General features: G+C 44.5%; 12 protein-coding genes and 1 pseudogene. 7 read left to right on the top strand and 6 right to left on the bottom strand.

Translation table 11 applies throughout. The annotated features are described in order from the left end of the window. Positions 1–114: 114 nt before the first annotated feature. Positions 115–1,149 (bottom strand): IS110 family RNA-guided transposase, encoded by a 1,035-nt coding sequence (locus tag BC343_RS17415; RefSeq protein ID WP_078346504.1) that lies wholly within the window; start codon positions 1,147–1,149, stop codon positions 115–117. A 469-nt stretch (positions 1,150–1,618) separates the two neighbouring features. On the opposite strand from BC343_RS17415, the gene BC343_RS17410 reads away from it, so the two are divergent. After that, positions 1,619–3,469 carry a sensor histidine kinase gene (locus BC343_RS17410; RefSeq protein ID WP_078349086.1) on the top strand — a complete coding sequence of 617 codons (1,851 nt, stop codon included), beginning with the start codon at positions 1,619–1,621 and terminating at the stop codon, positions 3,467–3,469. A gap of 108 nt (positions 3,470–3,577) precedes the next feature. On the opposite strand, the gene BC343_RS17405 is transcribed toward BC343_RS17410, so the two are convergent. Continuing rightward, entirely contained in the window at positions 3,578–5,251 is a 1,674-nt protein-coding gene (locus tag BC343_RS17405; RefSeq protein ID WP_078349085.1) for a dihydrolipoamide acetyltransferase family protein, read from the bottom strand. 33 nt (positions 5,252–5,284) lie between these two features. After that, complete coding sequence (gene pdhA, locus BC343_RS17400; protein WP_078349084.1) at positions 5,285–6,280, bottom strand: pyruvate dehydrogenase (acetyl-transferring) E1 component subunit alpha; 996 nt, start codon at positions 6,278–6,280, stop codon at positions 5,285–5,287. A gap of 709 nt (positions 6,281–6,989) precedes the next feature. Here pdhA and BC343_RS17395 point away from each other — a divergent pair. Continuing rightward, positions 6,990–7,571: a C40 family peptidase gene (locus tag BC343_RS17395; RefSeq protein WP_078349083.1), complete on the top strand. Its 582-nt coding sequence runs from the start codon at positions 6,990–6,992 to the stop codon at positions 7,569–7,571. 68 nt (positions 7,572–7,639) lie between these two features. After that, positions 7,640–8,791 carry a CapA family protein gene (locus BC343_RS17390; RefSeq protein ID WP_078349082.1) on the top strand — a complete coding sequence of 384 codons (1,152 nt, stop codon included), beginning with the start codon at positions 7,640–7,642 and terminating at the stop codon, positions 8,789–8,791. Here BC343_RS17390 and BC343_RS17385 read toward each other — a convergent pair. Beyond that, positions 8,788–8,973 carry a hypothetical protein gene (locus tag BC343_RS17385; protein ID WP_078349081.1) on the bottom strand — a complete coding sequence of 62 codons (186 nt, stop codon included), beginning with the start codon at positions 8,971–8,973 and terminating at the stop codon, positions 8,788–8,790. The two genes, BC343_RS17390 and BC343_RS17385, sit on opposite strands and share 4 nt — an antisense overlap. Before the next feature lie 546 nt (positions 8,974–9,519). Here BC343_RS17385 and BC343_RS17380 point away from each other — a divergent pair. The 4 genes from BC343_RS17380 to frr all read left to right on the top strand — a co-directional run bounded on the left by BC343_RS17380 (position 9,520) and on the right by frr (position 11,904). After that, positions 9,520–9,972, top strand: coding sequence for a 3-oxoacyl-ACP synthase (locus BC343_RS17380; protein ID WP_078349080.1), 453 nt, complete (start codon positions 9,520–9,522; stop codon positions 9,970–9,972). A gap of 148 nt (positions 9,973–10,120) precedes the next feature. After that, positions 10,121–10,501: an RNA recognition motif domain-containing protein gene (locus BC343_RS17375; RefSeq protein ID WP_078349079.1), complete on the top strand. Its 381-nt coding sequence runs from the start codon at positions 10,121–10,123 to the stop codon at positions 10,499–10,501. A 218-nt stretch (positions 10,502–10,719) separates the two neighbouring features. Continuing rightward, positions 10,720–11,229 (top strand): lipocalin family protein, encoded by a 510-nt coding sequence (locus BC343_RS17370; protein ID WP_078349078.1) that lies wholly within the window; start codon positions 10,720–10,722, stop codon positions 11,227–11,229. A gap of 111 nt (positions 11,230–11,340) precedes the next feature. Next, a complete protein-coding gene (gene frr, locus BC343_RS17365) occupies positions 11,341–11,904 on the top strand; it encodes a ribosome recycling factor (RefSeq protein ID WP_078349077.1) in 564 nt (187 codons plus the stop codon). A 56-nt stretch (positions 11,905–11,960) separates the two neighbouring features. On the opposite strand, the pseudogene BC343_RS17360 reads toward frr, so the two are convergent. Beyond that, positions 11,961–12,746: pseudogene (locus BC343_RS17360) on the bottom strand (IS3 family transposase); the annotation flags it as partial. Positions 12,747–12,778: 32 nt separating this feature from the next. Further along, entirely contained in the window at positions 12,779–13,186 is a 408-nt protein-coding gene (locus tag BC343_RS17355) for a hypothetical protein (RefSeq protein ID WP_078348609.1), read from the bottom strand. Between the last annotated feature and the right edge of the window lie 34 nt (positions 13,187–13,220).

The raw sequence follows: 13,220 nt of genomic DNA, 5'->3' as shown, positions 1-13,220 counted from the left end.
AACCGCAAAGATTCTGTGTTGATTACCAAATGATTTTTTACTTTTGTTGTCTAAGGCGGCTTTATGCCAGCCTGTTTAGGGTGGTTGGCTTTAGCTTTAACCACCCTAACTATTTTATGAGGTTGCTTCCTCGCTTTGTACTTGCAGGTAGCGGCTGTCGTACCTCTCGCCTGTTTTCCAAAGGGTGTAAACCAGTTCTAATAACTTCCTCTGCACCGCTACCGCCGCTTTCATTTTAATTCCATGTTTAGATACTAACCTCACAAACACTGCTTTGAAATGCTTGTCGCTACGTATAGCGGCTAATGCAGGCATATACATTGCCTTCCGTAAATAACGGTTCCCTCGTTTGGATATACGAGGCTTACTTTTTACCGAAGTGCCCGAGTCTTTAACTTTTACATCCAACCCGCTATACCCTACCAGTTGCCTTTTATTGCGGATCAGGTTGAAGCCATTCGTTTCTGCAAGGATGGTAACTGCCGTAAGCCACCCTACGCCGGGGATAGATGTAATAGTACGTACTCTTTTAGTCAATTCGGCATCTTGCTTTATCAGGGCATCGATCTCTTCTTTAACTTCTTTTTCCTGGCTGTTGAACAGCCCGATACGATCTTTGAGCCTGGCTACGCTCCTTTCGTTAGGGTATGCTTCTGCCTGCTCGGCGTGCAGCTGGTTCTTAGCCACCGTACGTTCTGCTATCAATTGCCCCCTTTCCCGGGTTAACTGCCTTAATGTTTTGAACCCCTTCTCCGGTTGCTGCCAGTCCTCCAGTTTTGTACCAAGCCCGAAATCGCAAATGCCTCTTGAAGCAGTTTTATCAGTAATGGTTTTGATATCCAGCGACCTTATATGGTTGCTGATCTTATTGGGTAGTACTATGCTAACCTCGTAACCGTTGTCGGACAGGTAGTACGCCAGCTTCTCATGGTAAACGCCGGTGGCTTCCATCACATACCTTACGCTGGTAGTGTTTACGCTATGCTTGCTTACCCAAACCAGCATAGCCTTAAAGCCCGATTCTTTATTGGCGAACGATTTACAAGCGTAAATATCCTTCTCAAGGGAGCTGCCTATCCTGCCTAACGATACTACTAATTCCTTTTGTGCCACATCAATGCCGGCAACTTGCTTTAAAACACTTGTCATCACCTGTTAATATCTATTTTAATAAGTGAATAACCCATCTTCGTTTTGTCTCCTGGTTGGATATCCAAGCTATACCGCTATGCAGTATGCCTTACATTCTGTTCAAACTCCAATGGGCAAAAGAGCATGAGGCCGTATCTTTGCGAGAACATACTTCATGAGTTGTTTGAGCACAAATCGGCTCTCATACTCCTTCACTCAATACAAAATTATTAGCTATATTAATTGGTAACAAACATAGGAGAGCGCAGAGAATTAGCATTTTGGTGAACGCAAAGGACACAAAGGCTTATATGAGGGCTATGAAGTACGCTTTTTTGACACTAATACAAGCTTTGTACTTTTTGCGGTTAAATAAACAGTACGATTTGATAATTCGTGTTCACTCCTTTTGTTTTAATTAAACGTAATGTTGTATTTTACGTAATATTTTAATTCTCGTACGCACCCCCTACCCCTACACACGTTAATGGAGAATATTTACAAAATTATCCTGGAGGAAACCCTCGCCGGCTACTGGGACTTCTACATTAAAGAAGACCGGTTGATACTCAGCCCGGCATTTAAAGCTATTTTTGGCTATGAGGACCATGAGTTGCCCAATGCCACAAGCACATGGTCGCGGCTTATTGTGGAGGAAGACCGTGCGCGAATAGATGCCTGCGTGCAGGAACATTTTGATAGCCATGGCTTAAAACCCTACAATATAGATGTGCGCTATAAGCACAAAAACGGTAGCATTATTTGGGTGAATACCACGGGCAGGGTAATTGAGTGGGATGGCAACGAACCTATACGCATGGTGGGCTGCCATACCGATATAACCCAGAAAAAAAAGGCAGAACTAAGCCTCGCCATCAGCGAAGAAACCTTCCGCAACGCTTTCGAATATTCTACTATTGGCATGGTGCTGGTATCAACCGAGGGGAAATTCATGAAAGTAAATAAAAGCATTTGCGAAATGCTTGGCTACACTGCTGATGAATTGCTTGCTAAAACCTTTCAGGAAATTACCCACCCCGACGACCTGGAAGCCGACCTGAGCCTGCTGCAAAAAACGCTGCGAAAAGAGATAAAGAACTACACTCTTGAGAAACGCTACTTCACCAAAGTCGGCAAAACCATCTGGATATTGCTGAATGTTTCGTTGGTGCTTGGCGAACACGGCGAGCCGCTTTACTTTGTATCGCAGATAAAAGATATTACCCAACGCAAAGAAGCCGAAGTAAAACTACGCGAGAGCGAACGCCGCTGGGCTTTTGCGCTGGAAGGCTCGGGTGGAGGGCTGTGGGATTGGGATATAAAAAACGGTACCATTTTCCACTCCGAGCAATGCCTGCGCATGATAGGTATGCAGGATGAAGGCTTTGGGCAAAAACTTGGCGAATGGACCAGCCGTGTACACCCCGATGACCGCGAGAAATACGTGGAGGACCTGAAAAAGCACCTGCGCGGCGAGACCGATATCTACGAGAACCAGCACCGCGTGATGTGTAAGGATGGCAGCTACAAATGGATACTGGACCGCGGCAAAATAATGGAGACCGACGAAACCGGTAATGCTACCCGCATTATTGGCACCCATACAGATATTACCGAGCAAAAGCAAAAAGAAGAGCAACTGCGCCATACGCTTGATATGGTGAGCGGGCAAAATAATCGCCTGCTCAACTTCGCCTATATTGTATCGCACAACCTGCGTACACATGCCAGCAATTTTAAAATGATAGTGGATGTGCTCGACGATCCGCAAACCGATGAGGAAGAAAAGGCAGAACTATCCGGCCACTTGGGCAAGGTTGCCGATCAGCTGAACGAAACCATTACTAACCTTAACGAGGTGGTATCTATACAAACACACTTAGATATACAAACCACCGAAATAAACCTGCGGCATTATGCCGAAAAGGCTATCGAGCTGCTAAGCAACGATATTGAGATGTGGCAGGTTACCGTTAACAACCGCATACCCGAAGACAATAACCTCACCTACAACCCAGCCTATATGGAAAGCATTATGCTGAACCTGCTGAGCAACGGCATTAAATACCGTTCGGCAACGCAGGCTCCTGTTATAAATATCGAGGCATTTACCGAAGGTGGGCGGCACGGCTTTACCGTAGCCGATAACGGCATTGGGATAGATATGAAAAAACATGGCGAACAGCTTTTCGGCATGTACAAAACTTTTCATGGCAACCGCGATGCTAAAGGCATGGGCTTGTTTATCACCAAAAACCAAATAGAATCCTTCGGCGGGAAAATAGAGGTGGTCAGCGAATTGGGGAAGGGTACTACGTTTAAGGTTTATTTGGGGTAAATCAGCACCTCCGCATCTGCAACACAAATCCCCCTAAAACAAAAATAGCGATGAGCCTAAACCCATCGCTATTTCTTCTTTCGGACTTCCGACTAAAGACTTCCGAACTTATATCAACAGCCTTACCGGCTCTTCTAATAGTTGTTTTAGTGTTTGCAGGAATGCAGCAGCCAAAGCGCCATCAACCACGCGGTGGTCTGAGCTTAGGGTTACTTTCATTACGTTGCCAGGTACTACAGCACCGTTTTTAACTACCGGTACTGCTTGTATACCGCTTACCGCTAGGATACATGCATTCGGGGTGTTAATAATAGCGGTAAACTCATCTACACCAAACATACCAAGGTTTGATATGGTGAAGGTTGAGCCTTCCATTTCTGCAGGCTGTAATTTTTTGCCTTTAGCTTTACCGGCAAACTCTTTCACTTCTTGCGAAATGTGGCTAAGCGATTTGCCATCGGCAAATTTAATAACCGGCACCAACAGGCCTTCGTCAACCGCAACAGCTACACCAATGTGTACGTGCTCGTTGGTGCGAATTTTATCGCCCAGGAATGATGAGTTAATAGCCGGGTGCGATTTCAAAGCAACAGCAACAGCTTTCACCACGAAATCATTGAACGAAATTTTAACCGGAGCTACATCATTTATTTTAGCGCGGGCTGCAATTGCCTGGTCCATATCAATCGACATGGTTACATAGAAATGCGGCGCGGTAAATAAGCTTTCTGATAAACGGCGGCTGATAGCTTTGCGCATCTGGGTAACAGGGCGCTCGCTGAATTTTTCTTCGCCGGTAAAGGTTGGCAATACAACCGGTGCTTTTGCAGGTGCAGCAGCCGGAGCCGATGCAGCAGGTGCTTCGGCAGCGGCAGCAGCTGGTTTAGCGGCCGATGGTGTAAAGCTTTCTATATCTTTTTTAATGATGCGGCCGTTATCAGCACTGCCTTTTACATCATTAAGGTTAATACCTTTTTCTTTGGCTATTTTGCGTGCCAAAGGCGATGCTTTTACGCGGCTATCGTCTTCGGTAGAACCGGCGGCAGCAGCTTCAGGAGCGGCTTCGGCAGCAGGTGCAGCTTTTTCTTCCGCGGCTGGTGCAGCTTCGGCAGCAGGGCTATCGTTACCGGCATCCAGTAATGGAGTAATATCGGTACCTTCTTTACCTACAATGGCAATAATGCCGTTTACAGGAGCAGCTTCGCCTTCTTTTACACCAATGTATAATAAAGTGCCGGCTTCGTAACCTACTACTTCCATGGTAGCCTTATCGGTTGCCACATCAGCTAAAGAGTCGTCAGCTTTTACTTTATCGCCCACTTTAAAGTTCCATTTTTCAATGGTGCCTTCGGTCATGGTATCGCTCAACAGCGGCATGCGGATAACCGTAGCCGGGATGCTCGAAAGGTCAACTTTTGGTTTTGCTGCGGCAGCAGGTGCGGCAGGTTTAGCATCAGCAGCAGGTGCAGGTGCTTTTTCTTCGGCAGCAGGTGCCGCGGCAGGTGCGCTTGCGCCGCCTTCTAATAATGCTTTATAATCTTCGCCTTCTTTACCCAATACTGCTATCACAGCATCTACCGGTACAGCGCTACCTTCTTCAACACCTATATAAAGCAGGGTGCCGTCCTGGTACGATTCAAAATCCATAGTGGCTTTATCGGTTTCAACCTCGGCCAATACATCGCCCGATTTTACCTTGTCGCCAACTTTTTTATGCCATTTTGCCAATACCCCTTCGGTCATGGTATCGCTCATTTTAGGCATTTTAACTACTTCAGCCATATACTGTTTGTTGTTAATATTTAGGTGTAATAATTAATCGCGGATGTACGGGTAATCTGCCTGTACGTAAACATCAGTGTAAAGCTCTGATGCCTCAGGCCATGGCGACTCCTCAGCAAACTGAACAGCTTCGTCAACCGTTGCCTTAATTTTGGCTTCAATTTCTTCAAACCATTTCTCGTCGGCATAACCTTCTTTTTCAATGGTTAGTTTTACCTGCTCAATTGGGTCTTTAGCTTTGTAGCTTTCCAACTCTTCTTTGGTGCGGTATTTTTGCGGGTCGCTCATCGAGTGGCCTTTGTAGCGGTAAGTACGCATTTCCAGGAAGGTTGGGCCTTCGCCGCGGCGAGCGCGAGATACGGCTTCGTCCATTGCGTTGTGTACAGCTACCGGGTCCATACCATCAACCGGGGCAGATGGAATACCGTATGGCAAGCCTAATTTATAGATGTCTGTTTGTACGGTAGTACGTTCAACCGAAGTACCCATGGCGTAACCATTGTTTTCGCAAACGAAGATCACAGGAAGCTTCCATAAAGCGGCCATGTTAAAGGTTTCGGTTAATGCACCCTGGCGAACGGCACCATCGCCCATGTAGGCAATGTTTACGTTATCGGTACCTTTATATTTCTCGGCGAAAGCAATACCGGCACCCAGTGGAACCTGGCCACCTACTATACCATGCCCGCCATAAAAATTATTTTCTTTGTCGAACATGTGCATCGAACCACCTTTACCCTTAGAGCAGCCGGTTGCTTTACCATACATTTCGGCCATAATGGCTTTAGGTGTGGTACCTTTTGCTAAAGCGTGCGCGTGGTCGCGGTAAGCAGTTATCAAGCTGTCTTCGTGGCGTATAACCGACATGGCACCAGCCAACACGGCTTCCTGCCCGATGTAAAGGTGGCAAAATCCGCGTATTTTTTGCTGGCCATAAAGCTGGCCGGTTTTTTCTTCAAACTTACGCATCAGAAGCATAGACTCGTACCACATCAGGTAGGTGTCTTTAGTTATTTCGATTGAACTCATTTATTAAAAACAATTCTTTGAGAATGTGCAAATCTAATTATATCTCGCAAATAACCGAAACTGCAACGAATTTGTTGTAAAGATTTATTTAATGCGAATGTCAGCTTTTGTGTGGCTGAAACGCGTTAGGGGGCAAAATCAGAATATCATTTCGGCAGTGTGTAAATCGTACGCTTTACGGCGGTGCAATATATTGGTTTTCCGTAATAATCTTTTATTGGATTTGCGGGCGTTTTACTTTGTGAAACTGGTAATTTAACCGCAAAGGGCACAAAGAAAAACGCAAAGAAGCGCAAAGCCTTGCAAATTCATTAAGAGGCAAGGGTTTGCGCTTTGTGTTTTAGCGCCTTTAAAAGCTTTGCGCCTCTTTGCGCTCACCAACGCGCAAATCCTCTGCGTACTTTGCGGTTAAATTATGCGGCCTTATATTTTCGCTAAACAATAAAACTAACCTAAAACATCAGCATAAGCCCGAAATCCACACCATGTTGATAATTAACCGCTTGCCATTTCATGAGGATATCCGAATTTCACAATGGCGATAACTTTATTAACAATGGTTAAAAATATTTACCGCCACGAACATGAAATTTATTTCATTAAATATTTGGTTGATTAGATAATTTGTATAGTTTTGTAGGTAACAATAGACACAATGTCTTGATTAATATACGTTTGTTGTACCCCTAATCAACAAAAAAGAGATTAAATGAAGAAAACTGCCCTTGCTATTGCATTATTTTTGAGCGTGTTAGCTGCACAAGCTCAAACAAAAACTGTTCCAGCCCCTGCCGCCGAATCAGACGAGCAGGAGTCTTTAGCCAAAGATTATCTTTCACAAATTATGGGCGTGGCCTTCTCGGCAACTTCCAACATGAAGCTTTTCAACTTTGTGCACGATTGGATTGGTACTCCGTACCGTTTTGGTGGCAGTTCTAAAAGGGGAATAGATTGCTCAGCATTCACCAGGCAGTTATACAGCGATGTGTTTAACCTGACTATTCGCCGCAGCTCGCGTGATATTTTTGGTATGGTTAACCCCGTTGGTAAAGACGATTTAAAAGAAGGCGATTTAGTTTTCTTCAAAATACACAGCCGCAGCATTTCGCATGTTGGCATATACTTAGGTAATAACAGGTTTGCCCACGCATCATCGCGCGGCGTAGCCATCAGCAGCCTCGATGATGCTTATTACAGCCGCTACTTTTATAAAGGTGGCCGCTTGTTAGAAGCATTTAAAAACGAGCTTGCCAATAGCAGCGCCGACCAGCCGGGGCCCGACAATAATTGATATAAACCTAAATTTATTATATTCCTCAGTCCCCCCATCATCAATTTGGGGGGACTTTTTTTTGCTCCATGAAATCCCTTAAAACCTTCGCCTTATTACTTGCCGTTTCCTCTACAATTATTGCGTGCAACAATTCGCCCGGTAAAAAAAAGCTTGCCGATAGCCTGAGCATGCCTCCGGCTGCAACAGATACCTCACCGGCAAATCCTGCCGATACCGTTGCTATCCTCCCGGATACCTTAATTAATATAGCCGCCGTTGGCGATATAATGCTGGGTACGGCTTACCCCAACGCCAACAATCTGCCGCCGGATAGTGGCAGGCAAAGTTTTAAATATGCCATGAAGCACCTGCGCCAAGCTGATATTGCCTTTGGCAATCTGGAGGGCGCACTGGTAGATAGTGCCGCACCGGCTGCCATGAAACTGAAATTCCGCAGCAAACCCTATATGTTTAAAATGCCCGAATATTACGGCGGCGTTTTTAAAGATGCCGGTTTTGATATACTAAGCCTGGCCAATAACCATAGTAACGATTTTAGCTACCAGGGCCGCGTTGCCACCGCACGCGTGTTAGATAGCCTGGGTATAAAATACGCCGGGTTGAAAACCTGCCCCACTACAACATTTACACTAAAGGGCATTAAGTATGGCTTTTGTGCATTTTCGCCAAATAGCCAAACGGTATCGTTATTAGATATAAAGGGTGCGGAAGAAATTATCCGCGCCTTAAAAAAAGAGAATGATATAGTAATAGTATCGTTCCACGGTGGCGGCGAGGGTGTGAGCTTTGAGCACGTACCCTGTGCACCCGAAAAATATAACGGCGAGCGTCGCGGTAATGTACATGCCTTTAGCCATGCAGCAATTGATGCCGGTGCTGACCTGGTGCTGGGTAACGGCCCGCACGTAAACCGCGCAATGGAATTATACAACGGCCGCCTTATAGCCTACAGTCTGGGCAATTTTTGCACCTACCGCAGTGTAAGTGTAGCTGGTATTTGCGGGTTGGCACCTTTGTTAAAAATAAGGATAGATAAAAAAGGCCGCTTTGTGGGCGGCCAACTCGTATCGTACATACAATCGCACGATAGGGGATTAGTGCCCGATTCGCTTAACCGTGCTATGCGCCGCATAAAAATGCTAACGCAAACAGATTTTGAGCGCTCGGGGCTGAATATTTCTGAAAGCGGGGAAATAAGCCCGGCAGTGGCTAATTAGGCTTCGTCTTTGGTATTGCGTACAAGACTGATACCCGTAGAGAAAAATAATATGGCTATCACACCCACTACAATAAGAGTTGTAGCCTGGCTGCTTTTGTTGATAATAGCTACACCGGTCCATATTAGGCCAACTATGCCCAACACAGTAAGCACAGTGCCGAAAGTACGTTTTAAATTCATGGTTATTAGTGCGTTAATGTTTTACAGTAATTAGATGTAAGCTATTAACCAAATAGAGCATGCATTGTTTTTGTGTTTCGGCAGATGCAGAATCTGAGCAGGCAGCTATAAAGGCAAAACCGCAAAAAGCCCTATTAGTACTAATAAAATAGCAAGCAGTATAAGTGTAGATGTGTAGCCTTGTACACCTTTTTGTTTAATGCGCAGCGCCATAACAAGAAGCCCGGTTAGTATAAATACAGTTACGCAGCAACATTGCCAAACGCAACAATGCAATAATAATTTTTGTGTGCAATTGTTTGCGGGCACGCATAAAATCTCTGAAAAAAGCCCAATTATCATTTTTAAGTAATTTAGAGTTGCATCGGCACAACATTTCGGCAATATGGTGCGTTAAAGGAGAACATAAGTGCAACCCGCACTTATAATTGTGATAAGGTTTAGGTTGAAAGCCCCGGGCAGCGAGTGCAACGGGGCTTTTATTTTTTACCTCCGGCAGGTTTCTGTTTTAAATTGCCATATTCGCTTTTTTTTGAAGATTAAAAAATGAATGATATAAAGGAGCAGTTGCATGCCTTATGCGTAGCCTATGTAAAAGGGCGCATGCAGGCAGCCGAGCAAGCCATTGCCGAAGCACAGGAAGCTGCCAATAACGATACAAAAAGCAGTGCCGGCGATAAATACGAAACCGGGCGCGAGATGGCGCAGCAAGAAACCAACCGCAACCTTGCCCAACTAAACGAGGCTAATAAACTAATGGTGGCGCTAAACCAAATACCTATGAAAGGTAATGCCGCAACAGCAGATGCAGGCAGCCTTGTAATTACCAATAACGGAAGCTTTTATATTGCCATAAGTGCGGGCGCACTGGCATTTGATGGCAAAAACTACTTTGCTGTATCGCCGGCATCACCTATCGGCCTGAAGCTTAAGGGCAAAAAAATGGGCGAAGAGTTCAATTTAAATGGTAAAAACTACCTCATTTCCGAGATTTTTTAATGAAAATGTTACAAATTCAGCGATTTATTAAAATAAAGCGGGCCGTTTAGTAAATTATTTGTACAAGTGATTAATATCTATTCTATATTTGGTGTAAACAAATAACATGGCGGCAATAACAACCGGCCATTACTAAACTAATTTTTTGATGAACATATTCGTTGGAAGCCTTCCTTACTCTTTACAGGAAGCAGATCTGAAAGAGCTTTTTGAAGCTTATGGTGAAGTAAGCACCGTTAAAATTATTATTGACAGGGAATCGGGCCGCAGCAAAGGCTTCGGTTTCGTTGAAATGGCTGATGATGAAGCAGCTCAAAAAGCTATTTCCGGCTTGAACGGTTCGCAGGTATCTGGCCGTTCTATTGCTGTTAGCCAGGCTGAAGACAAAAAGCCAAGCGGCGACCGCAGAGGCGGTGGTGGCTTTGGTGGCGGCAACCGCGGTGGCGGTGGCTACTCGAGAGATAACAGAGGTGGCGGCGGTGGCGGCTACTCAAAAGATAGCAGAGGCGGCGGCGGTAGCCGTTGGTAATTTCTTTATAACAGCAAAGCGCCTCTATTGCCGGGCGCTTTGCTGTTATTTGCTACTTTGTGCACGCTTTCATCTTTTGGCAGCGTGATTTTTTGTACCCTAAAGTTTCAAGCGCCACCCCGGCGCCGGCATGCTGATATTCCTATATCAGCTACATAGTAACCCGCTTTAGATACGCACACGCAATCTACACTTGCCCGAACTTCGTTTCTATTTATATGAAAACGATATTCGCCATCGCACTCTTCTTTATTTCATCCATCAATACCGCCCCAAACAAACCGGTAGAAAAGGTCGACCTTAAGCGCTTCGCAGGCACTTGGTATTCGCTGTACTCTATCCCCACTATGTTTGATAAAGGCAGCCGCGAAACAACTACCACTTATACCTATAATACCGATAAGGGTTATTACGATGTTGTTACCACCTGCAAGAAAGAAGACGGTAGTGACAAGAGCGTAAAATCTAAACTATTCCAGGTAGAGGGCACCAACAATGCCGAAATGAAAGCCCAGTTTTTATGGCCCTTTAAGGTAGATTACTGGGTAATTGCCCTTGCCGACGACTACTCGTATGTAGTGGTAGGACATCCCGATCATAAATTCCTCTTCATTATGAGCCGAAAGCCCGGCATCAGCAAACAAACTTACGACGAACTGGTAGCAAAATGCCGCGCTATGGGCTACCCGGTAGAAAAGCTTACTTCGCAGAAACATGGCGGCTTATAATACACCAGGGCAAACAATTACCTTACAACAAAGGTTACAACAGCTAAACTGATACAAAGCTTAATTAGGGGCTTTGATAGTTTTTACTATTTTTGTCAAAAATATTAAGCGATGAGCGAACTCGTTAAAAAACAAGTAAATGATGCAAAGGCTTTAATGGAAAAAGCTATTGCACACACAGATAGCGAACTATTAAAGATTCGTGCGGGCAAAGCAAACCCTGCCATGCTGGATGATATTGTTGTTGAATACTACGGTACTCCTACCCCGCTATCGCAAATAGGTAGTGTTAATACCCCCGATGCACGTACAATTGTGGTACAGCCATGGGAAAAAAACCTGCTGCCATTGATCGAGAAAGCTATTAAAGAAGCCAACCTGGGTGTTAACCCGCAAAACGATGGCGTTATTATCCGCATTAACGTTCCACCGCTTACCGAAGAGCGTCGCCGCGAATTGGTTAAAAAAGCCAAAGGCGAAGCAGAGAACGGTAAAGTTGCTGTGCGTAACATCCGTAAAGATGCTAACGAGAAGATCAAAAAATTGAAATCGGAAGGTGTATCTGAAGACGAGATAAAAACCGGCGAGGCTGATGTACAGAAACTAACCGATAGCTACATTGTAAAAGTGGACCAGCTTTCGGAAGCGAAAGAAAAAGATATCATGACAGTTTAATTTCTGTTAAACTGAATCGTCCTGAAATAAGTTGACAGATTTTACGATAGTCCCAGTTACGTGAGTAGCTGGGATTTTTGTTTATAAACACTTTGAGGTGTTTTCATCTTCAAAGATAAATGCGGCCGGTAATTATTGTACAGATCAACAGCTTCTTCTGTTAATAATTTTGCATGCAATTTTGATTTTAGTACGTTGCCTAAGCCAAACTCTTCCTTTAAAGTTCTATTCATCCGTTCAGCCAGTGCATTCTCATAAGGATCTCCATTTTCAGTCATGCTGATTTTGATCTGATGCTGATTTGCGATACTTACATATTCTGCACTACAGTACTGCATCCCCCGGTCTGAATGATGTATAAGTTGGTGCTGCCTGTTTTTTCTGTTCCTGATAGCCATTTGAAAGGCCTGCTTCATTTGTGCCGCTTCCATGTTATCAGCTATCGCATAATCCATTATCTTCCTGCTATAAGCATCGGTCACCATATTCAGATAACAATTGCCCTCATCTGTTTTGAGATAGGTAATATCACTTACCCATACCTCATCGGGACGTTTTACAACGATATCTTTAACCAGGTTAGGGTATTTTCTTAGCCAATGCTTTGACATGGTGGTTTGTATGTATCTGCGTTTAGGCAATATCAGCATCCCATTTTTCTTTAACAGGGCAAACAGTTTATCCCGCCCAAACTTGATCTCCTGCGCTTGCAAGCTATCTCTGATCTGATGATGAAGTTTTCTGCCACCTAAACGGGATAATACTTTCCGCTCCTTGTCAACAAGCTGCTTTATTTGCAGTTCCTGTTCGTTCTTTTGCTCCTGCTCTTTGCAGTGCTTATAGAAATATTGACGGCTATATCCTAAAACGTTAGCTACAAATCCAACGGTTCGTCGGTCTCGCTTCGAGCCTGTTCTGTAGCTTCTGACAACAGGCTCAAATACTTTTTTCTAATATCAGTATTCAACCGGCTGTCGGCTATATCGATAGCTCGGTTCAAAACTTCTTTCTCTTGTTCCAATCGCTTTAGCTTCTTTTCCAGTTCCCGGATCTTCTTATTGGGTGTATCTCTTTTCATGGCTTCTGATTCTTTCCAATCTAATCTACCATGTTTTCGCAACCAAACCAACACGGTGCTTTTACCCTGGATGCCATAACGCAACTGCGCCTGCTTGTAAGTAAGTTCGCCTTTTTCTACTGCGTCTACAATCTCCAGTTTAAATGATAAACTGTAATCTTTTTGGGTCTTTCTCTGATAGGCCTTAACTTCTTGTTCTTTCATTTGTTAACACTTTTTGTGTCAACCTATTTTAGGA

The organism is Mucilaginibacter pedocola (assembly GCF_002013915.1).
Taxonomy (GTDB): Bacteria; Bacteroidota; Bacteroidia; order Sphingobacteriales; family Sphingobacteriaceae; genus Mucilaginibacter; species Mucilaginibacter pedocola.
The sequence above is the reverse complement of the archived record's forward strand: the minus strand, read 5'-3'. Positions and strand labels throughout refer to the sequence as shown.